The following is a 23904-nucleotide window of genomic DNA, read 5'->3' on the forward strand; positions in this document are numbered from 1 at the left end:
TTTGTGGAAGGAATTAAAAAAGTAATTATTTCACTCTGTTTCGGGAATGATACTTGCGTAGACGAAAGGAGTGTTGTAATTGGCACGTGGAGAACATTTTGAACATAAAAAGAAAAACCATCCAGGAAACTTCCCGGAAGGCAGTTTAACAGAAAAACACGCGAAAGAAGCTGTTGGTGACGAAGAATTCCTAGTTGTACGTGAAGCGTTTAAAAATCGTGTAGAAAACGAGGATGAGTATCGAGGAGATACTGCCCGATTACTAAATGATCAGACAGAATAAAAGGCGTGAGCATCTCACGCCTTCTTTTTATTAAGAAAAGCGCAAGCGCCCTGGTCAGCGGCGTATGGCCTGGAGCACTCCAACTGAGATAAAGGAAACACGAAGAGCCGGAGGCGCATTCGTGCTTGACTTATCGTAGGGCGGAGAGCGAAGGACACTAGCCGCTAGGGCGCTGGAGCTAAACAGTAATCTAAGTTCAAAAACTTATCTTTCTTATTTTTTAAGAATTCATTTTTAGAATTGTCCCTTTTCGATCCTTAAGTTTCTAATAAATGGTGAAAAATCGATTGACTTAAGCCAATAAGCAGCTTTTTCAATATCCTTTGAGAATACCCTATCTTGTTTAATGGATGCTACCTGTTCGCGTGCCTTGTCGTAAAACACTCTAGTATTTGCAGCCATTTTATCAATCCCGCGAATCTCCACGGCCTGCATCGCACATATTAGTTCAATTGCCACAACTCTTCGTGCATTCTGGATAATTTGATAGGCATGCCTTGACGCAATTGTCCCCATACTTACATGGTCCTCCTGATTAGCAGAGGATGGGATGGAATCAACACTGGCTGGATGGGCAAGTGTTTTATTCTCTGATACCAGTGCTGCTGCCGCATATTGCATGATCATTGCCCCAGATTGCAAACCAGGTTGAGGACTAAGGAATGCTGGTAAATCATTCAACTGCGGATTAACCAATCTTTCAATCCGTCTTTCCGAAATATTCGCCAGTTCAGCCACGGCAATTTTCATAAAATCCATTGCAAAAGCAATCGGCTGTCCATGAAAATTCCCCCCAGATATCACCTTTTCCCCATTATCAAAGATTAATGGATTATCCGTTGCCGCGTTCATTTCAATTTCTAATTTTTCTTTCACATAATCCAGAGCTTGCCACGATGCACCATGAACCTGTGGAATGCAGCGGAGAGAATAAGCATCTTGAACTCGTAACTCGCCCTGCTGTGTAGTTAATAAACTATCACTTAAATAACCACGGATTCTTGCGGCTGAATCAATTTGTTGTTTATAACCCCTAGCAACATGAACTTCTTCCGCAAATGCATCAATAATTCCATTTAACCCTTCCATTGTCATAGCTGCAATTAGCTCACTTTCATGTGCTAGTTGTTCAGCCTCCAAATACCCGATCACACCCATAGCTGTCATCGCCTGTGTCCCGTTAATAAGGGCTAGACCTTCTTTGGCCTCCAAGGTTAAAGGCAAAATTCCCTCTTGTTGGAGTGCGTCAAAAGCCGCCATTTGCTTCCCTTTGTAAAATACCTCTCCCTCGCCAATTAAAACCAGTGCAAGATGAGAAAGCGGGGCTAAATCACCGCTTGCCCCCAGAGAACCTTGCTGTGGGATAACAGGAATGATATCCTGATTTACTAACTCTAATAATTTTTCAATGACAACAGGTCTGACTCCTGAAAAACCCTTGAGGAGAGCGTTAGCTCGTAGAAGTACCATTGCTTTGGAAACTAATTCTGGAAAAGGTTCACCAACCCCGCATGCATGGGAGCGAATTAAATTAAGTTGGAGGTCCTGAACATCGTTTTTATCAATAAGGACGTCGCTGAACTTTCCAAATCCTGTCGTAATTCCATAAACTACTTTTGATTCAGAAACAATTCTTTCAACTGCTTCACGACTCTTCTTAACTGCTTCCATGCTCTCACTTGAAGCCATGATCTTTTGTTTTCGATATAAAACATCTTTCATCTGCTCTAATGTTAAACTTCCACCTGTCAGTGTTATCATATCGTCTCTCTCCTCTACCACTGTAGTATAATAAAGAAAGAGGCTGGATTCCGAATCTAATAGATTGGGAGTCCAGCCTCTTTTATGATGAATTGATTGAATTTTTTCAGATGCCTCATGGGTATCATTCCATTCTTTATTTAACTTAGTGATAATATTGTATGGTGTGCTAAGCATATTTGTCAATTTAATTTCCAGAATTTTACGACGATAATACTTTAGCGAGATAATAAATGAAAGGAAAAATGCTTAGGTTACAAAATATCTTGAGATTCCGTTATACTATATACAGGTTAAAATGGATGTACCTGAAAGGAGTAACTATGAAATCTCTTGTACTTGCTGAAAAGCCAAGTGTGGCTAGGGAACTTGCCCGTGTTCTTGGCTGCAATCAAAAACATAAAAGTTATATGGAAGGCAATCAATATATTGTCACATGGGCACTCGGCCATTTAATTGAATTAAAAATGCCAGAACACTATGATACAAAATATAAAACCTGGAATTTAGAGGATTTGCCGATTATTCCACAAAAAATGGGCTTAATGGTTATGAAGCAAACCAACCATCAATTCCGTGCGATTGAAGCCTTAGCAAAACGGAAAGACATTAACGAATGTATCATTGCCACAGATGCTGGTCGTGAAGGTGAACTAGTTGCGCGCTGGATTCTTGAAAAGATTCGCTGGAACAAACCCTTAAAAAGATTATGGATTTCTTCGCAAACAGATAAAGCCATTAAAGATGGGTTCAAGCAATTAAAGCCTGGTAAACAATTTGAAAACCTTTACCATTCGGCCGTTTGCCGGGCGGAAGCTGATTGGTTAATCGGATTGAATGTAACAAGAGCACTAACAACAAAATATAAAGACCCCCTATCGGCAGGACGGGTTCAGACCCCCACTCTTGCTCTAGTTTTGGAACGAGAACAGCAGATTCAATCCTTTGTTCCAAAAGAATTTTGGACAATTCGAGCCGATATTGGCCCACTTTCAACAGATTGGGAACGGGACAATGAAAAGCGCATCTTCGATAAAGCAAAAGCTGAAGCGATCCAATCAAAAGTAAATGGTAAGAAAGCTGTACTTGATAAAATTGATCGCAAGAAAAAATCAGAGCCCCAGCCCCTGCCTTACGATTTAACTGAATTACAGCGGGATGCAAACAAGCGATTTGGTTTCTCTGCGAAAAAAACATCTTCTGTTTTACAACGTCTTTATGAGCAATACAAATTGGTCACATATCCTAGAACTGATTCACGCTATTTAACCACTGATATGATGAACACAATGACAGACCGCTTGCATGGCATGGCTTCTGGGTATAAAGAAGAAGTTCGTCCACTGCTAGCAAACAAGGGGATTGTGCTCGCCAAACGCGTCTTTAACAATGAAAAGGTAACAGACCATCATGCGATCATCCCAACGGAACAAAGACTTAATCTTAGTGAACTTGATTCAGATGAAAAAAAACTTTATGACATCATTGCTAGACGTTTCTTAGCACTGTTTTTACCTGCTTATGAATTTGAAACCATACAGGCAACATTTAAAGTGGAAGGCGAAACCTTTATCGCCAAAGAAACAAATGTAATTGAATTGGGCTTTAAAAAGGTGTTAGGAAGAGAAGGTGCGGAACAATTAACTGGGCTGCAAAAATTAGCTCAAGGTCACTCCTTTGTGGTAAAAGATTGTTCAATCAGCCAAAAATGGACGGAGCCGCCTCAACGCTATTCCGAAGCTGATGTTCTCTCACAAATGGAGAAATTCGGACTAGGGACACCAGCAACCAGAGCAGAAATTATTGAAAGACTTGTAGAAACGGAAGTCGTTGAGCGACAGAATGGACGCTTCCACTCAACTAAAAAAGGCAAGCAGCTCATTGATCTTGTTAATGATGAATTAAAGTCACCGGAACTAACGGCAAAATGGGAACAGGAACTTGAGAAAATCTCCAAGGGAAAGGCGGACCCGAAAGCCTTTTTACAAAAGATTCGCCGTCAAACGGAGCAGTTGGTTTCTGAAATTAAAAAAAGTGAGAAATCCTATCGTGCCCACAATTTAACCGGTTCAAGATGTCCTGAATGTAACGAATTCCTAAAGGAACGGAATACAAAGGAAGGCAAAATTCTCGTTTGCTCGAGTCCAGAGTGTTCCTTCCGAAAACGTAAGGATCCAAAGCTCTCCAACCGACGGTGCCCGCAATGCCATAAAAAAATGGAAATTCATAATGGAAAAGCAGGTGCGTACTTCCAATGCCGCCGCTGTAATGTCGTTGAAAAAGCAGAGGACAAGAAAAAAGCAGTCAATAAAAAAGAAGCACAAAAGCTCGTCCAGAAATACACACAAAAAGAAGATTTCGGAACCAGCTTAGGTGACTTACTTAAACAGGCCTTAAACAATCAGGAATAATCATAAATGGTAAGCACTCATGCTGTGCTTACCATTTATGTTGTAAGTATTTCGATTCGGCTAGTTTTATGGTTGGTCAAAAATTTAGAAACGAGGACAATCTATGAGAATTAGAGATTGGGATCCTAATTTAAAGGTTCGCTTGTTTAGCGAAGCAATGATGAATATCACATTTTGGATGTTTTTTCCGTACTTAACGATTTACTTCGCAGAAGAGTTCGGTAAAAGTAAAGCAGGATTATTATTAGTTTTTTCACAGTTTTTTTCTGTACTTGCTAACCTTATGGGCGGATACTGCGCTGACCGTTTCGGGCGCAAACGAATGATGGTTCTATCAGCAATCGGTCAAGGCCTTTCGTTTATCGCATTTGGCTTCGCTAGCTCACCCTGGTTTGAATCCCCGTGGATGGGCTTTATCGCTTTCGCAGTAGCCGGTGTGTTCGGTTCCTTTTATTGGCCGGCAAGCCAAGCGATGGTTGCAGATGTAGTAGATGAAAAGGACAGAAGTAATGTGTTTGCCATTTTTTATACATCTATTAATATTGCGGTTGTGATTGGCCCGATTTTAGGAGCGATTTTTTATGTTCATTACCGTTTCCAACTATTACTTGTGGCTGGGTTAATTTGTATTTCCTTAGGACTTATTCTGGCCAAAAGGACCCGTGAGACAGTCCCGGTTACACATAATTCTCTTTCGTCTGAAGGGAAATGGTATGACTTTTTAAAAAATCAACTAAAGGATTATTCTCTCATTGTTAAGGATAGAACTTTCCTGCTTTTTATTCTTGCAGGTGTATTAGCTGGACAAACATTTATGCAATTGGACTTGTTGATTCCAGTTTATATAAAGGATGTCTACCAAGCTCAAAGTCTATTTTCAATAGGAAATTGGTCATTTTCTGTCAATGGTGAGCAGGCTTTTGGTTTGGTGCTCGCAGAAAATGGCTTCCTTGTTGCACTTCTGACAGTAATTGTCACAAAGTGGATGAGTAGTTATTATGAAAGAAATGTATTTGTTCTCTCGTCAGTCGTATACGCCATTTCAATGATTCTATTTAGCCAAACCACTTGGATTTGGGGGTTAATAATCGCGATGTCGATTTTCACTTTTGCTGAGTTAATGGGAGCTGGACTCCAGCAAAGCTTTGTATCGCGACTTGCTCCTGAGAATATGCGCGGTCAATACTTCGCCGCTGCAAGCCTGCGATTTACCATAAGCCGAACCATTGCCCCACTTGCCATTCCAATGACGGTATTACTTGGCTATAGCTGGACGTTTTTCGTGTTGGTTTTCCTTGCCTTGTTAAGTGCTGGGATGTATTGGGTCATGTTTTATTCATTTGAAAAACAAAATATTAAATCACATATATAAATACTGGTCAATAATCTCTTAATATTTGTACTAAATTGTTCACATTTGCCCAATTTGTATTATAATTAACTTATAAAGATAATTAATATAAGGGCGGTGGAAACAATGGAATTATCCCAGTTCATGGCTCCAACATCATTATCAGGTATTATTACATTCTTAGTACTATTTTCCGCAGGTGTTTATTTTAATATAAAAGTATACGGCAGCAAAATGCAGTAAGGATGAAAATCTTTACTGTTTTTTTAGGTGCCCATTTGCTTAATTGGTAATAGTTTCTTTTTCAAATTAAAAACGCTACAATATAGGAAGATTCAGAAAAAAAGGAGACGTACATATGAGTGAATTTCAAAAAACACTTGAAAAATATGCTGAACTAGCTGTTAAGGTTGGGGTAAATGTTCAGAAAGGTCAAACTCTAGTCGTTAATGCTACATTAGATGCAGCGAATTTTGTTCGTCTAATTGTTAAAAAGGCCTACGAAACAGGTGCACAAAATGTCATCGTCAACTGGAACGACGATACTGTGACGAGAACAAAATATGACTTGGCTCCAGATGATGCATTCCTTGAGTATCCTGTTTGGCGTGCCAAAGAAATGGAAGACCTAGCAGCTAAGGGTGCAGCCTTTATGTCAGTTATTTCTACTAGCCCAGATTTGTTAAAAGGTGTGAATCCAGAACGAATTTCTAACTTTAATAAAGCTGCCGGAACAGCCTTGGCAAATTATCGGAAAGCCGTACAATCCGATAAGGTGAGTTGGACGGTTATCGCCGCTGCGTCCCCTGAATGGGCTGCAAAAGTATTCCCTGATGAGCCTGTTGAAAACCAAGTCAATAAGCTTTGGGATGCGATTTTTAAAGCAGTACGTGCAGATGTTGAAAATCCAGTAGAAGCTTGGAAGAAACATGATGAAACTCTTCATGAAAAAGTTCATTATTTAAATGAAAAACGATATCAAAAGCTTCATTACACAGCGCCTGGTACAGACTTAACTATTGAACTTCCTGAAAAACACATCTGGGTGGGCGCAGGCAGTGTTAACGAAAATGGCTTCGAGTTTATGGCAAACATGCCGACCGAGGAAGTGTTCACTGTACCTTATCGAACAGGTGTGAATGGTACAGTTGCCAGTACAAAACCTTTAAGCTATGGTGGCAATATTATTGACCGTTTTTCGATTACGTTTGAAAATGGAAAAATTGTTGGCGTAAAAGCAGAAGAAGGTGAAGAGATTCTTAAGCGCCTTGTTGATACCGATGAGGGCTCCCATTACCTTGGTGAGGTTGCACTTGTACCATATAATTCACCAATTTCCCTATCAAATGTCCTTTTCTTTAATACATTATTTGATGAGAATGCCTCAAACCATTTAGCAATCGGCAGTGCCTATGCCTTCTGTATCGAGGGCGGTAAGAAAATGTCTTCTGAAGAATTGAAAGAGCACGGTCTGAATGAAAGTATCACCCACGTCGATTTCATGATTGGCTCCACTGAGATGGACATCGATGGAATCACCGCAGATGGCAAAACAGAACCTGTGTTTAGAGGCGGAAATTGGGCTTTCTAATAAAAGCGTAAGCGCCCTGTTCAGCGGCGTATGGCCTGGAGCGCTCCAACTGAGATAAAGGAAAGCAGAAAAGCGGAAGCGCCTTGCCCAGGGGCGACAGGCATAAGACGAGTCGGCGAGAAGGTTGCTCTTTAACCTTCTTGACGGATTGGCTTATGACCCCGAGCCCCTAGGCGCTGTAGCTAGACAACACGAAGAGCCGGAGGCGATTCGATGTTGACTTATCGTAGGGCGGAGAGCGAAGGACACTAGTCGCTAGGGCGCTGGAGCTAGACAGTAATCTAAGTTCAGAAAATTTAAGAGCAGGATCACCTGCTCTTTTTTTATATTATCCAATTGATTTAATTATTCGGACATATCGAGCTCGAAATTGCCATTATAGATGATTAAGAGTTAGAATAAATAATTAACAAATAAACTGGTAGGAGGACGATCTTATGTGGAATGAATTTAAACAATTTGCCATGAAAGGCAATGTTATTGATTTAGCTGTGGGTGTTATTATCGGCGGGGCGTTTGGAAAAATTGTCTCATCTCTTGTCGCCGATATTATTATGCCCTTAGTTGGATTAATCATCGGAGTAGTCGATTTTTCTAAGCTTGCCTATGGCACGTTAGCGTATGGAAAATTTATTCAAACAGTAGTCGATTTCTTAATTATCTCGTTTTCAATTTTCCTATTTGTGAAATTTATCAACCGCTTTAAAAAGAAAGAAGAACCAGCTGAAGTTGTAGTAAAAGCGGACCCAACTGTAGAATTGTTAGCAGAGATTCGCGATCTTCTAAAAGAAGATAAAGATTTTTTCAGAAAAAATGAAACATCTTGACCCATTTATCGTATATGTTAAGTAACAAATAATTTTCGAGGTGAAAAAATTGTATACACAAACATCTACTGAATTCTTGCCCTCTGTTATTCGAACGTTTGCGCTATCCCTTGCGATTGCTTTCTTGGGCACAATGGCAGGTGTATTTGTACCAGATAGTTTATTTATGCCGCTAGCGATACTAGAATTTGTCATGCTCATGATTGCATTCTTTTTCAGACGTAAGAAGGCTATTTCTTATTCCTTCCTATATCTCTTTACGTTTATATCTGGAATTACGCTTTTCCCTATCGTAGCCTATTACACAGCTGCTGCAGGAGCAAATATTGTTGTCATGGCATTTGCTAGTACAACCGTAGTTTTTACTGGTGTTGCTATTTATGCAACAAAATCAAAACAGAACTTTTCCTTCTTAGGCGGATTCCTTCTTGCTGCTTTACTCGCCTTAGTGGTTATTTCCATTTATAATATTTTCTTCCCATTAGGCTCAACCGCAATGCTTGCATTCTCCTTCATCGGAGTAATCGTATTTAGCGGGTATGTTCTGTTTGACTTCAATCGCATGAAGCATTATGGGGTCAGACCGGAAGAAGTACCATTGATGGCATTAAACTTGTACTTGAACTTTATTAACCTATTTATAAGCATCCTGCGCATTTTTGGAATTCTTTCCAGCAAGGACTAAATAGAAAAGCGCAAGAGAGCTGGAGCTAGACAGCATAAGAAAGGAGCTTGGATTCCCAAGCTCCTTTTCCTTTAACTATTATTGATTAAAGTGAACCCGCGTTGAATCACCTGATTAACTGATTTTCCCCAATTTTTGTTTCCTAATAGTTCCGAAATAATTTTAACGTTAGGATGGCTGCTATTTTGCAACTTATAGATTTCGAGTATTTCGAGTCTCAATAACCACTCATTTGGATATTTTTGATCTAGGGTCTCTATTACTTTTTCCAATCTGGTCCAACACTGTTCATTCCATTCCGTTCCCTCACGGAGACTGCGAATTTCTGCATAAAGGCTTTCAAGTTCATTCAGTCGTTGAACTTCTGCATCTACCAGACTATCTGTATCATTTATTGGCCATTCAAAGAATTTATCTGGATCTGCTGCACCTGCATACACAGACGTTATTGCTGCGCCAACCGCCATATCATATGTCCCCCATGATGGCTCAAAAAGAATTTGCCCCTGATAAGTTACTTGGCAATCCTGAAAAGAGATTAAGATAGGATTTCCTGCTGACATCAAAATTGACTTCACAATCCCCTTCACATTGACACCGCTTTCAAATTTCAATACGGCTTCGCTGCCCTCAATTATACCTAAATCCTTTAATTGAGACAGCGAACAATTCTCTAATGCTATCTTTCCTTCCAGAACTCCTATTGGTGTTCCAAAGCCTTTATGATGTGTATCTTTGCCATGACCATTTAATTCGTTATGGTCAAAAGATAGTGCAGTCGGCCCTTTGGTTCTGATATAAACAGCCTCTCCCTTGTCATCCTTCCATATTGTTGCCAAGGTACCAGTCACTTGCAAGCCAGAAGAGAAAACAAATGTTGCAAGATTATCAGATTGCAAGGCTTTATCAAGGCTTTCCGTCCCGCCTTTCTTAAAGGCCATCGTCGAAGCAAAATGATCAATTGCCGCTGCTAATTCATCAAAATCTTTACAGACAAATAATTGCGGCTGCGGCTTCGTGACATCATATGGTGTCTTAATGCATTCTTCAACTGAAAATGGAATCTTCTTCACATCATCGGCTAGACAGCTTTGACTCTCACCAACAGATGAAAGCAAACCAGCTCCGTAGATCTTCGGATTGTTCAGGTCACCTACCAAGCCATATTCTACCGTCCACCAGAAAAGCCTTGAAACCATATCTGATTCAGATAGTCCCTTCACCTTTTTCCTCGCTTCTGCCACAAGCCTTTCTGCCTCTTTCACATTTTCAGGGGTTGAATGAGGATCTTCTGCAACAATCGTTAAATGGCGGACAGCTTTAAATACCTCCAGTTTTTCTTTACTAGCGAGTGCTTTTGCCCCCATCTCACCAATTTTCCTTACAAATTCCCGATAAGATTTATCCAATAAAATTGGCGCATGTCCGGCCGCCTCATGAATCATATCCGGTGCAGGGGTATAAGCAATGTTTTGGATATTTCTTATTTCTGTTGCAATCGGTAAAAGGCCACTTGCAAGAAAGCCATAAAAGACAGAACCAGGAATTAGTCCATCAATCGTTACAGCCCCCCATCCAACTTTGGCTAGGCTCCTATTCATATCATCGACCTTTGGAATAGATTCGGTTTTAATACCTGAATCTCTCAGGCCATTTACATAAGCGGGATGGGCAATATCCTTTAAAAAGTAATGATTTTGCTTCATGACAAACCGCCACACCGCATGATCAATGGGTGTATAGCGATGGTAATACTGTTTTGAAATATATGGCTGCAAATGCGCCTGGCCTCTTTTTGCCCCTTTTCCAGTCATGATGAACATTCTCCTTCTCAAAGAATATTTTACTGGTATCATGCCAGTGACTGTATTTTTGGCCGGAGTCTTTCCTTCGCCCTTCTCATCCTTGTTTTAACCGTAGACATGGGAAGGTTACTTTTCTTCGCAATTTCGACGAGAGAAAAATCTTTATAGTAATATAAATAAATAGGATATCTATAGATTTCTGGTAAGAGGTTAACCTTTTCAGCCATTTGTGCTGCAGAGAATTTATGTAACACTTCCTCTTCCGGGATAACGGTTGGTTCGAGTGAGGCTGAATAGGAATAAACTTCTTCCCTCCAAAATTGCTTTGATTTATTTTCTTTCCGCCAATAGTCACGGCATTTATTGATGGCAATCGTAAATAACCATCCTTTAAATTTGGATTGTTCCTTTATTGAAGGATATGCTAAATATGCAGAGAGTAATACCTCCTGATAGATGTCCTCAGCAAGTTCTTTATGCTTCACCAATGATAAAATATATTTATAAATGGCTCTACCGTATTCCATGACCACTTTTTCAAATGATGGGGTACATTCATTTTTCATTTTCCTAAACCTCCATGTTGAAAAATAACTTTTCATATTAATAGACGGAGTGGAAAGTGGAACCCCCTACAGTTCTGAAGTAATTTTCTCTAAATTTATCTTTCAGTAGGATTTTGAATGAGCCTCTGCATAAATAAACTGATCCCGATTTTTTTACAAATGGTTATATAATGCATAAGCGCTAACAAAACAGCACCTGTATTCATGCCAATAATAACCCCGTTCATTCTCCATTCCGGCATGGCTGCAAGCAGAAGAATGAGTGCAAAGGAGATGATGGTCGACCAAATGATATGAATAAAGGTCTCTTTAAGTAGATTAAGTCCAAATAAAAAGGCCTGCATTGGCATGATAAAGAAGTGAAATAAGAAAAATGGCCAGAGTAATTGTAAAAATACAGCTGGTGTTTCTGATTTAAAAAATAGCGAAGTTAACTCTGGTGCAAAAAAGTAGAAAATAGCTACAGCTGCGACCCCGTATACAAAGGTGAGCTTCATCACCTGTCGAAGCATTTTTTGGAGCTTTTGATAATCACCCTGAGAGTAAGTCTTGGATACAGCCGGAATTAGAACAACCATAAGAGAATGGGCAATAAATGCAGGGAAAAAGCCAATTGACATGGCTACCCCCATCAGCAGCCCAAATTGCTCGGTCGCTACTGTTTCGCTCATGCCAGAACGAACCAACGCTGACTTAATGATAAAGGGCTGTATGGCACCAGTGAATGCTGAAAACAACCGAAGACCCGTGGTTGGGATCGATACTGCCATTAAATTCTTTTGCACTACCTTGCGCTTCATATTAGAAAACGGTTGTCGTTTCAATTGTTGGAATTGGATAATAAACATGTAAAATAAATATAGGAACACAACAATCTCGCTGCCAATAAATGTACCAATTGCGATTAACAATGACTCAGACGTATCAAAGGCAAACAAACGAAAGAGGAGAAACAACCCCGCGAGTTGAATAGTTTTCCTTAAAAAATTAGAGACTGCTATTTTCCCCATTTGTTGCTTGCCCATAAAATATCCCCTCGCGACAGACGTGAAGGAAATGATTGGAATTAAGATCAAAACGAGCCATCTAACATATGGGTGGTATTTATCAAACACAGGAATAAACGGAATGATCACTGTAGCTGCTAAAAAAAGGACAGCAGAGAATACAATCGTAATCGAAATAGCATGATGAAGGATATTACGGTGATAACGGTCTTCCCTTTCTGCAATAAATTTTGAAATTGATACAGGCAACTCAAAGCTTGCTAGTAATACAATGAAGAATATCGATGGCAAAATGGACATATACAGTCCTAGCCCGTGTGGTCCTAATTCTCGAGCAAGAATCATATTTACTAAAACTTCAATACCTTCCCCTAAAAAAGCAGCGGCAGCTAAAAAGAATATACCCTTATAATAAATCCTCAATTTTTTCTCCTCCATACTAATCTCACTTCTATAAACTTATGAGACAAGTTCTTTGATTAGTAGGAGAAAATTTTTAGAGTAACGAAAAAAGGACCTAAGGCCCTTTTAAATGTTAGTAATGACTGTTCTTTTTTTAATCATCCAAGTTAACCCCACAATGACGATGACTAATAATAACTGGGTAATTGTTGTTTCCAAAGTTGGATATAAACCAATCCAATCAATAAACGGAAGCTGATGCACGGTGCTTGTTGACAAAACATCCGAAATCTGCAGTGCGTGGATACTAATACCGAGAATTTTAAAGGCTAAAATATAAATAAGAATAGTTGCTGCTTTAAAGAAAAAGCGAATCGGTATTTTTACACTGTAGTAAATAATGGCGAACCCAACAATGGCCAGGATTCCCACTGCCAGGATCACACCCAATAACAATTGCTGCATACTAATGTATGGGGTAATTCCTGTATAGAAAATGATGGTTTCTGCTCCTTCACGGAACACAGACAGAAAACTAATGAAAGCAAAAGAAACTAAACTTCCTTTGGCAATGGCTTGTTCCATTTGTTGATTGATGTATTTGTTCCAGTTCCCAATACTGGATTTATTATGGAGCCATGCTCCAACTGTTAACATCATGATCACAGCAACAACTCCAGTAATTCCCTCTATATATTCTCGGCTGGAAGCTGCAACGATACTTGAAAATACAATATTAATAATAATGGCTAATACTGCACTTGCTAGGATACCTGCGCCAACACCCGCCCAGATCCATTTCTGTTTTGCACCCTGACCCATTTTCTTCAAAAAGGCAAGCAATGTGGCGACGATTAATAGCCCTTCTAACCCTTCGCGCAGCAAAATTAATGCCGCATCCCATAAAGAATAATCAGTTTTACTAATTAACGGTGCAAGACGTGAATTTATTTCTGTTACAATCTCCTCTGCTTTTAGACCATCGACTTTAGCAGAACTTAAGAGACTAATAGCTGTAGGTATTTTGGTTTCAAGATCACTATACAGTTTACTATCCCTCGTCTGAACATCTCCTTCAACCATTGGCCATACGTTTAGGACTTCATTTAACTGGTCAGCAGCACTATTATAGTTTTTTTGTGAAATCTGTGATTCTGCCTTACTTAATAATGTAGAGAGATCCGATAGTGTATAATCACTTTGAACCTGTTTAGAAACCTTCCCTGCTAAGAAATTTTCCACTTCACTTGATAGCTTCTCGATATTTGTTTTCGCCTTGTCTAAATCGGCCGGACTCTGGGTTATCGCGATTCGAATTAAAGCCATGTATTTCTCGATACTGCCGTAGGTAGCAATGCTCTCATCATGGACAATTTTTTCCGAACTATTCCATTTATTTAGCAAGGTTTCATATTGAGTTTTCAATACTGCTTGATTCCCGTCCTCAATCGATTTCTTTAATGCGGAGATGAGCGGTGTCATCTGTTTTACTTGTTCTTTTCCTTTTTCTTTATCTTGTGGATTTTGTTCTTGGTCATAGAGAACTACCGCACTTGAGAGAGACGAAAGGCTTTTTGACAGAACGTCCTTTTCTAGATTCCCTTCGGTTAGTAAGCTTTGAACCTCTTGAAGTGCTTGCTCAACCTTTTTAGCCTGTTCACTATCCGTGTTCTTAATCGCTTTCCATTCGTTTGCAAACTGTTCCATATTTTTCGAAACGGTTGATTGGTCTCCATCCTTGGCTTTCATTAAACTATCACCAATAAGAACGAAAAGTTCATCATGATTTACTTCCGCTTTTGCTGGATGAACGGTTTGAAAAAAAACGAAGAGCATCATTAGAATTAATATAGATATACTTTTTGTTTTAAATCGTAACATGTGTCTCTCTCTCCTCTATAAATGGGGAAAACTCTAGTTAAAAAGTGTTTCACCTATAAAGCCACCTGGTTTCGTTCCTGGTAAACAAGCAAAGATGGCACTTCCTCTATGGGAAATATATTCATTCAATTTATCCATCATGGCCAATCTATTTTGTATCGGAATAAATTGTTTACTAGGAGCACGTTGGAAACATAAGAACAACAAGCCTGCATCAAAGCTGCCGGTCTTCAGGTCCATTCCATCTGAATAGGAATAGGCCCTGCGCAGAATTTGTTGTGAACCGTCCCCATGGGATACACGTGTATGCGAGTCCGCTGGGATACTATATTCGCCTTTTTCATTTTTTTGCTTCAAATTAAGTTTTTCAAATTCACTTTTTTGCCCAATTGGTGCACCGTTTTCACGATAGCGGCCAAAGGTATTTTCTTGATCTTTTAGTGTTGTACGATCCCACACTTCAATAAACATTTGAATTCTTCGGACGACAAGATAACTTCCATTCGCTAACCAATTAGGGCCATCTCCAGGCTGAACCCAAACCTGTTTATTCATTTGTTCTTCATTGTTTACATCAGGATTGGCTGTGCCATCTTTAAAACCAAACAAGTTCCTTGGTGTTTCATTTTTTGGATCTGCTTGTTTCGTGCGTTGAAACCCTGTTTGCGCCCAGCGTAAGATCGCCTTTCCTCTTGCAATTCGAATCAAATTCCTCACTGCGTGAAAGGCAACTTGCAAATCATCCGCACAGGCTTGAATACACAGGTCCCCACCAGTCCATTCGTCTTCCAACGCATCAAGCGGAAATTTAGGCAGATCCACTAATTCTTTTGGCTGCTTATGTTTTAGACCGAATCTGTCGAGATTGTCCTTTACAAACAAACTAGGACCAACTCCAAATGTAACCGTTAAATTAGAAGCAGATAACCCAGCTGCCTCCCCTGTATCTTTTGGCGGGAGAAACTCATTACTCGAAAGATCTCCGACTGCTTTTCCTTCAGTTAATAGGCCAGCAGCCTTTGTCCAATCCTTGAATAATTGAACCAGCTCTTCTTTTTTCGAGGTGGTTACATCCAAGGAAACAAAATACACATGGTTTTGCGTTTTTGTGGTGATTCCACTTTGATGTTTTCCATAAAAGGGAACGATATCGTGGGCTTCTTTAGTGGTAGCTTTGCTTTCCGAAATAGAAAGCAATCCTCCTAATCCAGATGCACCCAGTATCACTCCGACACCACCAACACCGGCCGTTTTAAGGATATCCCTTCGCGAAATCTTTTTTCCGATTACTGAAGATTCATCGATGATGTTTGTATTCTTTGCCAATTAAGACGCCTCCGTAACAAGTCCTATTTGTGAGAGTGGTTCTGCTAGTGCATCAATCGCCTGACTTAGTTCTTTTACTTGGTCCTTTGATAGTTCTGTGTAGAGTTTGTAGCCATCTCCCTTTTTGTGCTGGTTCAATAAACTGTACACATCATCAAACCGGGCTTGAATTTCTTTTGAAACGTCCGCATCTTTTTTCGTTAATGCCGGATTAAGCAATTGATAAATCTTTTCTGCTCCCTCCACATTGGCAGCAAAATCATATAAATCAGTATGAGAATAACGATCCTCTTCGCCTGTTACTTTTGAAGTGGATACCTCATTTAATAGGTCAACAGCGCCAGTTATCAATAATTCTGGTGTCACTTCAACGGTATCTACCTTGGCACGCAGGAGATTAACATCTTTCATTAACTGCTCCGCGTACTGCTCATATCCTTTAGTGGTTTTATCGATCCAAAGACCTTTTTCAATCCGGTGGTATCCGCCCCATTCCGCTTCAGGAACATCGCCTTCTCGTGCATCAATTTTCGGGTCAAGGTCACCGAACACTTCCGCAATTGGTTCAGCGCGCTCATAGTGCATCCGCGCTGGTCCATACAGAGCTTTCGCTTGTTCGATTTCTCCCTTTTTAACAGCGGCTGTAAAGGCATCTGTTGCCTTAACAAATTCTTCAATTTCCCCTATGGCATATGCCCTGTAATCATCAGTGACCCCAGAAAGCGAAGCCTCACTTGTAACAGCTTTTTCCTTTACCTTTTCTTTTGTTGAAGTTTCCTCTGTATTGTTTGAACATCCAAATAGAAGACTGCTAGATAAAATTAGGGTGCCTGACACTTTTAATAGTTTCATGTATGTAATCCTCCGGTATCTATAATAATGATAATCATTTTCATTTGCATTTATATCATAACAATAAATGAGAAACCTTTTCAATTAAATTTTTGCATTTTTATAAAAAAAAAGACCTTCCATTTCGGAAAGCCTTCGGGATTTATTTAATTAATGAATGCTTAAATGCATAGATGACTGCTTGCGTTCGGTCCTGTACGTTGAGCTTGCTCAAAATATTGCTGACATGGGTTTTGACGGTTTTGAGGGCAATAAACAATTCATCCGCAATATCTTGGTTGGTTTTGCCTTCGGCCATTAATAATAATATTTCAATTTCACGAGAGGTAAGGTCTTCGTGTGGCAGATGGGTATTCTTTTGACGCATTTTCACCATCATTTTACCAGTAACTTCCGGTTCAAGGACCGATTGTCCGTGGTATGTAGCGCGGACTGCATTGGCTATTTCACCAGCTTTAGATGTCTTAAGCATATAGCTTGTGGCTCCAGCCTCTAGTGCAGGATATACTTTTTCATCATCCAAGAAACTGGTTACGATGATGATTTTTGCTTCAGGCCATTTTTCAATGATTCGCCTCGTTGCTTCAATCCCGTCCATTTCCTTCATAACTAAATCCATTAAGATAATATCAGGGCGAAGTTCGAGGGCAAGTTCTACACCTTTTGTTCCATCGTCCGCTTCTCCTACTACCTCAATATCTGGCTGTGCAGATAAATAAGAAGAAACCCCGATTCTTACCATCTCATGATCATCAACAAATACTACTCTAATCATTGGCACCATCTCCATTAATCATCACCGGAATCTTTACTTCCAGCCTTGTTCCTTGATTTTTTACACTAACTACTTTTAACGTACCGCCTACTTCAACAGCACGCTCATGCATATTTTGCATTCCATAGGAGCCTGCCTTCATCTCATTAACATCAAAACCAATTCCATCATCTACAATTCTTAGGATGACTAAATCATCCCTTTTAACCATTAGAACTTCGAGCAAGCTTGCTTTCGAATGTCTTAACGTATTTGATATAGATTCTTGCAGAATTCGGAAAAGATGATCTTCCACACCTTTATCCAAGGGAAAGGCCTCCGTTTTCCATTTAATATCCATTTCAACCTTTTGAGATAATTCGATTAACAGCTCTTCAATTCCTTCTTGGAGTGTTTTATTCTTCAAGGCAACAGGACGCAAATGTAAAAGAAGGGCCCGCATTTCTAACTGTGATTGGTGAATCATTTCCTCTACAATTTTCAATTGCTTTGCTTCACGGTCATTTTCTAGTGGTGATTGCTGCTTGGTTTCGTTGATGGCTGACATCATCATCGAAGCAGCAAATAATTGCTGACTGACAGAATCGTGAAGCTCACGGGCTAGACGGTTCCGTTCTTGTTCAATTATTTCTTGTATTCTTCCTTCTAAGTCCTCTACCTTCTCGGTGGCTAAGCGCTGAGAAAGTTTAGCCTGCTCTGACATCTGTTTACCGATTTTGTCTATTCGGTTGGCAATCAGTTGCATTTCCGAGATCACTGGCTTCTCCTTCACTTCTATCTGTTTCCCTTCCTCTAATAAATGCAAGGAATGTTCAACCGAGAGAAACTGCTTTCTCCAATACATCCCAGAGAACGCACCTAAAAGTATTCCGACCGCAATACTAAAAGCAGGGATAAAGATAACAAAGGGAATATTCATGAACTGTTTACTCCACAATTCTGCCCAACTGCCCAATGGAAAAACAAAGATAAAAATGGCACCGATAATGATCGCAATAAAAAAGGAAAAGCCGACACTCCAGAAAATTTGGCGCTGGGTTGTGCTCATATCCGGCTCACCTCTAAATTTCCGGCAACGAGCGAGGTAAATATTTTTACTTTGTGCTCGGCTGCCTCATATCCAGGTGTCTTTACGTGTAAGACCCGATTGAAAAGTTTCGAGTCATGGTGCTCGAAAACACTTGTTGAACCTACTATGCAGGAGTGGTGGATACTTACTTCAATATCATAAGGAACAAGGATTTGAATATTCCCGACGAGATTTCGTATAAAGATAACGGTTTCCCCTTTTGGAAGCATCGTAAAACTAAGATCAATGATGGTATCGCCAATTCCTGCCTGGATGTTTACATCATTCCATTTATAAGCACCAGTAGGGGTCTTCTGTTGACCAAGAACAATATTTTCAAATAATGGCTCTGTTTTAATCAGAGTTTCTTGTTCCGTGGTTTCCTCCTCCTGGATGATTTCCGGTGTAATCTTTTTAGGATGTTTTTTTGAATTAATAAACTGAATTAAAAAATGCAGTAATATGGCAAGCAAAAAGAACCTAAACGTTATCATGTGAAAGATACTAATTACAAAAAAGATAATTCCGCCGATAAAAAGAAACTTTCCTCTTTTTTTCCCAGCACGCTTGCGGCCGAGAAAAATCATGCCGCCAGATATGATAAGGGAAAAAATAAGCCCGCTGTTGAAAAATAATATTTCCATGACTAGAATGATTGCACCAATGATGAACATCCAGCCTAAATAATCATTTTTGGTATTTTTAAACATGGCCCACCCTCCCTTATAAATATCTGGCTCATCATTTAATTTAATGTATGGACAAAAGGCGCAGAAAGCCTACGCCTTTTATCCTTGCGCCCATGTGCAGCGCGCCACCGCTTTTCTTTTAGCATACCATATTTGTAATTAAATGGACTTGCTTTCTTCTAATTTCATTTCTTTTTCTAACTGAGCGATCCGAGCATCAATGGTATTACGATAAAACGAACTATTCACTTGATGTTCCAAACGGTCAAGATAGTTCTCAATCTCTTTAAACTTTGAATAGGATTTATCTGAATAAGTATTTGCATCAAGCACTTGGTTGATTTGGTGGTTCGCACGTGTCACATTTTCACGGCCCATTAATTCCATCCTTCTTAGGTGCATATCCTTGATTTTGTGCTTCATTTCTTCATATTTTCTTTCTAAGTCTACTAGTTGCCCTTTTACTTGTTCAAGCGATACACTTAATCGTGTTGCACGGTCCGCATATTGCTCAAACTCTGAAGAGGCAAACTGATAAAGCTCTGTTTCCCCAGCCTTAGAAGCTACATCCGCCTGGTATTTTCTTTTTTCAGCTAACTGGGCTGCCTGCTGGTATTCTCTCGTAAATTCATCCTTCAATGTATATTGACGTTCTAACAACTTTCTAACTTTCTCCGTTTCTTGTTCACATTGTCGCAGGTATTGATTCAATAATGCAATCGGATTTTTTTTATCTTTTTGATCAAGTGCCTCGTGTAAATCTGCTGTAATCGTATTTTTAATTCTTGTAAATAAGTTTGTCATTTGTATTCTCTCCTTTTAATCTTAATAATTTTTCAGTTCATTCCATTGTTTTTCAAAATTAACAAATGGGTCAGACTCTTCCTTTACGGCAGTTTCCTTATTTTGGTTCCATTTTTTATAAACAAGGTATAATACATAAGCTGCAGCCACTCCTATGAGGGCTGGGGCATTATGAATAGAGGCCAATAGAACGATGAGGCCGATCATGCCAAGCCCGATTTTTCCACCTGTAGATTTTGCTTTTAAGAACTGTTTGAATATGAAGTAGAGGAGTACCAAGCTTACGAGTAACCCCAGCATTGGACCAATGGTTGAAAGCAAGATCACTGCTGAAATTCCACCTGCTAACAATAAACCAAATTTTTTCATTTTATTTTTCTCCTTTCTTTATCTTGATATCATCTTACCTCTTTTCATTGTTTGTCATAATTGCGCCTTAGCTTGATTTTTATCTCGGTCCTAAGACGTAGAAAGGGTCAGTCCTTAAGCGAAATGCTTAAGATACTGACCCTTTTAAGCTTATTTAGAGATAAACATCTGAACCCAATAGTGTCTTGAAGAGCCGCCTTGAGCGTAGCCAACTCCAATATAGGTTGATTTCGTACTTAATATATTGGCTCTATGACCAGAGCTGTTCATCCATGCTTGGACAACTGATGCAGGTGTTGTTTGCCCTGCTGCAATGTTTTCAGCAGCTGAACGATAGGAAATTCCAAAGTTTTTCATCATATCAAATGGACTGCCATACGTTGGACTGGTATGACTGAAATAGTTCTTATCTCTCATATCATTGGCTTTGTAACGAGCCACCCTTGACAGTTCCCAATCTGGAGTCAACGCTTTTAATCCATTTTTCGAACGTTCCTGATTGGTTAACTGAATGACCTGACTTTCAATGCTCTTGACAGAATCGAAGCTAGGAATGGTTACCTTTTGACCTGGATAGATCAAATTCGGATTCGGAAATTGCCGATTGGCAGAAATAATCTCAGAAATCCCAACTTGATACCTGACTGCGATTTTCCAAAGTGTGTCACCCGGCTGAACAGTGTAGATTTGCTGGGCAAACGACACACTTGGAAGACAAAATAGCGATAATAAAAACAGTAAACTAAACCAAAAAGATTTTTTCATTTTTTCGCCTCCTCCGAATATATAATCTTGAATTCAAGCTCAAAATATACAATGGATTAAAAAATTTTGATTCATTTAAATTTGGTCTACATTATGGAGGATTAAAAGTGAAGGAAATTTCATGGATGACATATATAATGTTAATTTTAGCGAGTTATCGTTTAACCCATTTAATTGTCTTTGATAAGATTACCGAATTTATCCGTAAACCTTTTGTTAAGAAAATCAAGGTGGAAACAGACGCCGGCGTAGAAACAAAGGAAGTTCCGACATCGATGTTCGGTTATTTATTGAAATGTTATTGGTGTGCAGGTGTTTGGAGTGCCATTTTACTTGGGGGAGCCTATTTACTCTTTCCCCGGATTACCTTTGTGGTCATCTTAATTTTATCGATTGCCGGCGGCCAGTCGATTATTGAAACCTTTGTCGGTGTAAATATCAAAAAAGTGGACTATTATGCTTCACTTAAGAAAAAAGACTAAGTGAAATTCGTTGGAAAAATCCTCCCCCCTTTTGCATATATTTTTAGAAAAGCTTAAGACAATCATCTCTTTCGCTTTTCAAAGGGGGAATACAATGGCAGCAATTTGGTGGGTCACAACGATTGGTTTATTTATATTACTTGGTTGTATAGGTGGTACATTCTTCTACTTCCTTAGAAGTTCATTAAATACCGAAGACTCTACCCGAATTGATCCATTGGAAATTGACAAAGAGGAGTAGGAACCTTGCATACGCTGGGTTCTTTTTTACGTTAAGAAAATCTTTCCTTGATTACATGTATTTTAACTCCTTTGGGAAAATTAATTATGATGTCATTTTTTAGGCTGGAGGAGTATATATATGAGTTCATCTGAAAAAATTCCACAATTCCCAAAAACGTATTGGCGTGAAATAGAATTACCAACTTTTAAGAATTTAACTGAAGATATATCTGTCGATGTGGCCATTGTTGGAGCGGGGATTACAGGGATTACAGCTGCTTATTTACTTGCAAAGGAAGGCGTCAAGGTCGCATTATTAGAGGCCGGCAGTGTTTTGAATGGTACAACTGGTCATACAACTGCAAAGATTACCGCCCAACATGATTTAATTTATGACGAATTTATTAACCATTTCGGAGAAGAAAAGGCCAGGATTTATTTCGAATCACATATGAACGCTATAAAATTTGTTGAAAATAATGTAAACGAAAAAGGAATTGATTGTGATTTTAGCAAACAAGATGCTTATATTTATGCGGTCACGGATGAATATAAAGAAAAGCTGGTCACGGAGTGGGAAGCATATAAACGTCTTGGTATTGATGGAGCATTAAAAGATACGATTCCATTCAATATCGAAGTGAAAGCAGCCTTGATGATGCAAAATCAGGCCCAGTTTCATCCACTAAAATATTTAAAAGTCCTCTTGGATGAAGCCGTGAAAGCCGGTTGTATGGTGTTCGAAAATACAACCGCTACTGACATTGAAGATGATGAACAACAGTCAAGGGTTGTTACCAAATCTGGTTTCAAGGTAAATTGCATTAAAGTGATTATTGCCTCTCATTTCCCATTTTACGATTTGCCAGGTCTTTATTTTGCACGAATGTATGCCGACCGGTCTTATGCGATTGGAATTAAAACAGACAAAGAATATCCTGGCGGCATGTATATTAGCGCGGATAGTCCATCCCGTTCGATTCGTTATACACCAGTTAACGGGGAAAACCTCATTATAATTGGCGGTGAAAACCATAAAACCGGCCAAGGTATTGATACGATTGCGCATTTTGAAAATCTTGAAGCATTTGCAGAAGAGGTTTTTGGGATTAAGGAATATGATTACCGCTGGTCTGCACAGGATTTAGTTACATTGGACAAGCTGCCATATATTGGTCCAATTACTTCTGAGCGGGAGCATATTTTAGTGGCTACGGGATTTAAAAAATGGGGGATGACAACAGGAACCATGGCTGGCCGTTTATTAGCCGATTATGTGTTAAACAACGAGAATCCGTACAAAGAGCTTTATTCACCGTCCCGATTCCATGCTGACCCGGATTTAAAAAGTATTGCCACCACTAATATCGACGTTGCCAAACATCTAATTAAGGGCAAGCTTGAAATTGTTCCAGGAGATCCGGACGATCTGTCGGATGGCGAAGGTTCTGTTGTGATGTATAACGGAAAAAGAGCGGGTGCCTATAAGGACGAAAAAGGTAAACTTTATATTGTTGATACTACCTGCACCCATCTTGGCTGTGAATGTGAATGGAACCATGCGGAAAAAACATGGGATTGTCCTTGTCACGGTTCACGGTATGCATATTCAGGCGACGTGATCGAGGGACCTGCTAAAAAAGCACTAAAATTACTTGCTGAAGAGTGAGTTTATCTAAGAAAGCACAAGCGCCCTGTACAGCGGCGTATGACCTGGAGCTAGATCTTAATCTAAGTTCAAAAACTTACACTTTCTTATCAAACAAAAAAGCGCCTCTCTTCTCATGTGAAGGAGGCGCCGTTTATTACTTACTATTTGGACGATTGTGTTTTACTTCTTCACCAGTTGTGAATTCAACCAGCTCTTCACTATCTCTCATTTGCTTTTTGCGATTATTATTTCGTTGTGCATTTTGATTACCTAGCTTCTGTCTTCCCATACTACCAGCTCCTTTTTGAGAAATACATTGATAGTATGAGT

The 23904-nt window shown here is 39.5% G+C and carries 23 protein-coding genes; 9 read left to right on the forward strand and 14 right to left on the reverse strand.

All coding sequences use genetic code 11. The features are described from left to right. Positions 1–79: 79 nt before the first annotated feature. Complete coding sequence (locus COJ96_RS20755) at positions 80–283, forward strand: hypothetical protein (protein WP_098575698.1); 204 nt, start codon at positions 80–82, stop codon at positions 281–283. A 234-nt stretch (positions 284–517) separates the two neighbouring features. Here the strand turns inward: COJ96_RS20755 and hutH are convergent, their stop codons facing one another. Then, positions 518–2044 carry a histidine ammonia-lyase gene (gene hutH, locus COJ96_RS20760; RefSeq protein WP_098575699.1) on the reverse strand — a complete coding sequence of 509 codons (1527 nt, stop codon included), beginning with the start codon at positions 2042–2044 and terminating at the stop codon, positions 518–520. 323 nt (positions 2045–2367) lie between these two features. On the opposite strand from hutH, the gene COJ96_RS20765 reads away from it, so the two are divergent. The 5 genes from COJ96_RS20765 to COJ96_RS20785 all read left to right on the forward strand — a co-directional run bounded on the left by COJ96_RS20765 (position 2368) and on the right by COJ96_RS20785 (position 8909). Beyond that, positions 2368–4455: a DNA topoisomerase III gene (locus tag COJ96_RS20765; RefSeq protein WP_098575700.1), complete on the forward strand. Its 2088-nt coding sequence runs from the start codon at positions 2368–2370 to the stop codon at positions 4453–4455. Between the two features lie 103 nt (positions 4456–4558). Further along, complete coding sequence (locus COJ96_RS20770; RefSeq protein WP_098575701.1) at positions 4559–5827, forward strand: MDR family MFS transporter; 1269 nt, start codon at positions 4559–4561, stop codon at positions 5825–5827. Between the two features lie 337 nt (positions 5828–6164). Next, positions 6165–7397, forward strand: a complete 1233-nt coding sequence (locus tag COJ96_RS20775) for an aminopeptidase (protein WP_098575702.1) — start codon at positions 6165–6167, stop codon at positions 7395–7397. A 437-nt stretch (positions 7398–7834) separates the two neighbouring features. Next, positions 7835–8224, forward strand: coding sequence for a large-conductance mechanosensitive channel protein MscL (gene mscL / locus COJ96_RS20780; RefSeq protein WP_098575703.1), 390 nt, complete (start codon positions 7835–7837; stop codon positions 8222–8224). A 49-nt stretch (positions 8225–8273) separates the two neighbouring features. After that, positions 8274–8909 (forward strand): Bax inhibitor-1/YccA family protein, encoded by a 636-nt coding sequence (locus COJ96_RS20785; RefSeq protein ID WP_098575704.1) that lies wholly within the window; start codon positions 8274–8276, stop codon positions 8907–8909. Positions 8910–8980: 71 nt separating this feature from the next. Here the strand turns inward: COJ96_RS20785 and COJ96_RS20790 are convergent, their stop codons facing one another. The 12 genes from COJ96_RS20790 to safA all read right to left on the reverse strand — a co-directional run bounded on the left by COJ96_RS20790 (position 8981) and on the right by safA (position 21219). After that, the gene (locus COJ96_RS20790; protein ID WP_098575705.1) at positions 8981–10723 is read right to left on the reverse strand and encodes an aromatic amino acid hydroxylase; all 1743 of its coding nucleotides are present in this window, start codon (positions 10721–10723) and stop codon (positions 8981–8983) included. A 38-nt stretch (positions 10724–10761) separates the two neighbouring features. Beyond that, positions 10762–11280 (reverse strand): RNA polymerase sigma factor, encoded by a 519-nt coding sequence (locus COJ96_RS20795; protein WP_257148579.1) that lies wholly within the window; start codon positions 11278–11280, stop codon positions 10762–10764. A gap of 95 nt (positions 11281–11375) precedes the next feature. Beyond that, positions 11376–12710 carry a polysaccharide biosynthesis protein gene (locus COJ96_RS20800; RefSeq protein ID WP_098575707.1) on the reverse strand — a complete coding sequence of 445 codons (1335 nt, stop codon included), beginning with the start codon at positions 12708–12710 and terminating at the stop codon, positions 11376–11378. 105 nt (positions 12711–12815) lie between these two features. Continuing rightward, a complete protein-coding gene (locus tag COJ96_RS20805) occupies positions 12816–14570 on the reverse strand; it encodes an FTR1 family iron permease (protein WP_098575708.1) in 1755 nt (584 codons plus the stop codon). 33 nt (positions 14571–14603) lie between these two features. Further along, complete coding sequence (efeB, locus tag COJ96_RS20810; protein WP_098575709.1) at positions 14604–15896, reverse strand: iron uptake transporter deferrochelatase/peroxidase subunit; 1293 nt, start codon at positions 15894–15896, stop codon at positions 14604–14606. Further along, positions 15897–16748 carry an iron uptake system protein EfeO gene (gene efeO / locus COJ96_RS20815; RefSeq protein WP_098575710.1) on the reverse strand — a complete coding sequence of 284 codons (852 nt, stop codon included), beginning with the start codon at positions 16746–16748 and terminating at the stop codon, positions 15897–15899. A 142-nt stretch (positions 16749–16890) separates the two neighbouring features. Next, positions 16891–17523 carry a response regulator transcription factor gene (locus COJ96_RS20820; RefSeq protein WP_098575711.1) on the reverse strand — a complete coding sequence of 211 codons (633 nt, stop codon included), beginning with the start codon at positions 17521–17523 and terminating at the stop codon, positions 16891–16893. Beyond that, positions 17516–18571 (reverse strand): sensor histidine kinase, encoded by a 1056-nt coding sequence (locus COJ96_RS20825; protein ID WP_098575712.1) that lies wholly within the window; start codon positions 18569–18571, stop codon positions 17516–17518. The genes COJ96_RS20820 and COJ96_RS20825 overlap by 8 nt, the downstream gene beginning before the upstream one ends. Continuing rightward, positions 18568–19302: a cell wall-active antibiotics response protein LiaF gene (liaF, locus tag COJ96_RS20830; RefSeq protein WP_098575713.1), complete on the reverse strand. Its 735-nt coding sequence runs from the start codon at positions 19300–19302 to the stop codon at positions 18568–18570. Before liaF ends, COJ96_RS20825 begins: the two co-directional genes overlap by 4 nt. 138 nt (positions 19303–19440) lie before the next feature. Beyond that, complete coding sequence (locus COJ96_RS20835) at positions 19441–20085, reverse strand: PspA/IM30 family protein (RefSeq protein WP_098575714.1); 645 nt, start codon at positions 20083–20085, stop codon at positions 19441–19443. 21 nt (positions 20086–20106) lie between these two features. Continuing rightward, on the reverse strand, positions 20107–20454 hold the full coding sequence (locus COJ96_RS20840) for a lmo0954 family membrane protein (protein WP_098575715.1): 348 nt from the start codon (positions 20452–20454) through the stop codon (positions 20107–20109). Positions 20455–20604: 150 nt separating this feature from the next. After that, positions 20605–21219 (reverse strand): SafA/ExsA family spore coat assembly protein, encoded by a 615-nt coding sequence (safA, locus tag COJ96_RS20845; protein ID WP_098575716.1) that lies wholly within the window; start codon positions 21217–21219, stop codon positions 20605–20607. Positions 21220–21326: 107 nt separating this feature from the next. Between safA and COJ96_RS20850 the strand changes: the two genes are divergently transcribed. From COJ96_RS20850 to COJ96_RS20855, 3 genes are all read left to right on the forward strand, one after another. Further along, positions 21327–21701, forward strand: a complete 375-nt coding sequence (locus COJ96_RS20850; RefSeq protein WP_098575717.1) for a DUF1360 domain-containing protein — start codon at positions 21327–21329, stop codon at positions 21699–21701. A gap of 94 nt (positions 21702–21795) precedes the next feature. Further along, positions 21796–21942, forward strand: coding sequence for a hypothetical protein (locus COJ96_RS28825; protein ID WP_180230204.1), 147 nt, complete (start codon positions 21796–21798; stop codon positions 21940–21942). A 120-nt stretch (positions 21943–22062) separates the two neighbouring features. Continuing rightward, the gene (locus COJ96_RS20855) at positions 22063–23592 is read left to right on the forward strand and encodes an FAD-dependent oxidoreductase (protein WP_098575718.1); all 1530 of its coding nucleotides are present in this window, start codon (positions 22063–22065) and stop codon (positions 23590–23592) included. 136 nt (positions 23593–23728) lie between these two features. Here the strand turns inward: COJ96_RS20855 and COJ96_RS29355 are convergent, their stop codons facing one another. After that, positions 23729–23863 (reverse strand): hypothetical protein, encoded by a 135-nt coding sequence (locus tag COJ96_RS29355; protein WP_257148580.1) that lies wholly within the window; start codon positions 23861–23863, stop codon positions 23729–23731. Positions 23864–23904 lie beyond the last annotated feature (41 nt).

Source organism: Bacillus sp. AFS073361, from assembly GCF_002567005.1.
GTDB lineage: Bacteria > Bacillota > Bacilli > Bacillales > Cytobacillaceae > Neobacillus.

Coding starts and splice junctions, on each gene's coding strand:
- hutH (WP_098575699.1), bottom strand. CDS start 2,044: ATGATAACACTGACAGGTGGAAGTTTAACATTAGAGCAGATGAAAGAT.
- COJ96_RS20765 (WP_098575700.1), top strand. CDS start 2,368: ATGAAATCTCTTGTACTTGCTGAAAAGCCAAGTGTGGCTAGGGAACTT.
- COJ96_RS20770 (WP_098575701.1), top strand. CDS start 4,559: ATGAGAATTAGAGATTGGGATCCTAATTTAAAGGTTCGCTTGTTTAGC.
- COJ96_RS20775 (WP_098575702.1), top strand. CDS start 6,165: ATGAGTGAATTTCAAAAAACACTTGAAAAATATGCTGAACTAGCTGTT.
- mscL (WP_098575703.1), top strand. CDS start 7,835: ATGTGGAATGAATTTAAACAATTTGCCATGAAAGGCAATGTTATTGAT.
- COJ96_RS20790 (WP_098575705.1), bottom strand. CDS start 10,723: ATGACTGGAAAAGGGGCAAAAAGAGGCCAGGCGCATTTGCAGCCATAT.
- COJ96_RS20795 (WP_257148579.1), bottom strand. CDS start 11,280: ATGAAAAATGAATGTACCCCATCATTTGAAAAAGTGGTCATGGAATAC.
- COJ96_RS20805 (WP_098575708.1), bottom strand. CDS start 14,570: ATGTTACGATTTAAAACAAAAAGTATATCTATATTAATTCTAATGATG.
- efeO (WP_098575710.1), bottom strand. CDS start 16,748: ATGAAACTATTAAAAGTGTCAGGCACCCTAATTTTATCTAGCAGTCTT.
- COJ96_RS20820 (WP_098575711.1), bottom strand. CDS start 17,523: ATGATTAGAGTAGTATTTGTTGATGATCATGAGATGGTAAGAATCGGG.
- COJ96_RS20825 (WP_098575712.1), bottom strand. CDS start 18,571: ATGAGCACAACCCAGCGCCAAATTTTCTGGAGTGTCGGCTTTTCCTTT.
- liaF (WP_098575713.1), bottom strand. CDS start 19,302: ATGTTTAAAAATACCAAAAATGATTATTTAGGCTGGATGTTCATCATT.
- COJ96_RS20835 (WP_098575714.1), bottom strand. CDS start 20,085: ATGACAAACTTATTTACAAGAATTAAAAATACGATTACAGCAGATTTA.
- COJ96_RS20840 (WP_098575715.1), bottom strand. CDS start 20,454: ATGAAAAAATTTGGTTTATTGTTAGCAGGTGGAATTTCAGCAGTGATC.
- safA (WP_098575716.1), bottom strand. CDS start 21,219: ATGAAAAAATCTTTTTGGTTTAGTTTACTGTTTTTATTATCGCTATTT.
- COJ96_RS28825 (WP_180230204.1), top strand. CDS start 21,796: ATGGCAGCAATTTGGTGGGTCACAACGATTGGTTTATTTATATTACTT.
- COJ96_RS20855 (WP_098575718.1), top strand. CDS start 22,063: ATGAGTTCATCTGAAAAAATTCCACAATTCCCAAAAACGTATTGGCGT.
- COJ96_RS29355 (WP_257148580.1), bottom strand. CDS start 23,863: ATGGGAAGACAGAAGCTAGGTAATCAAAATGCACAACGAAATAATAAT.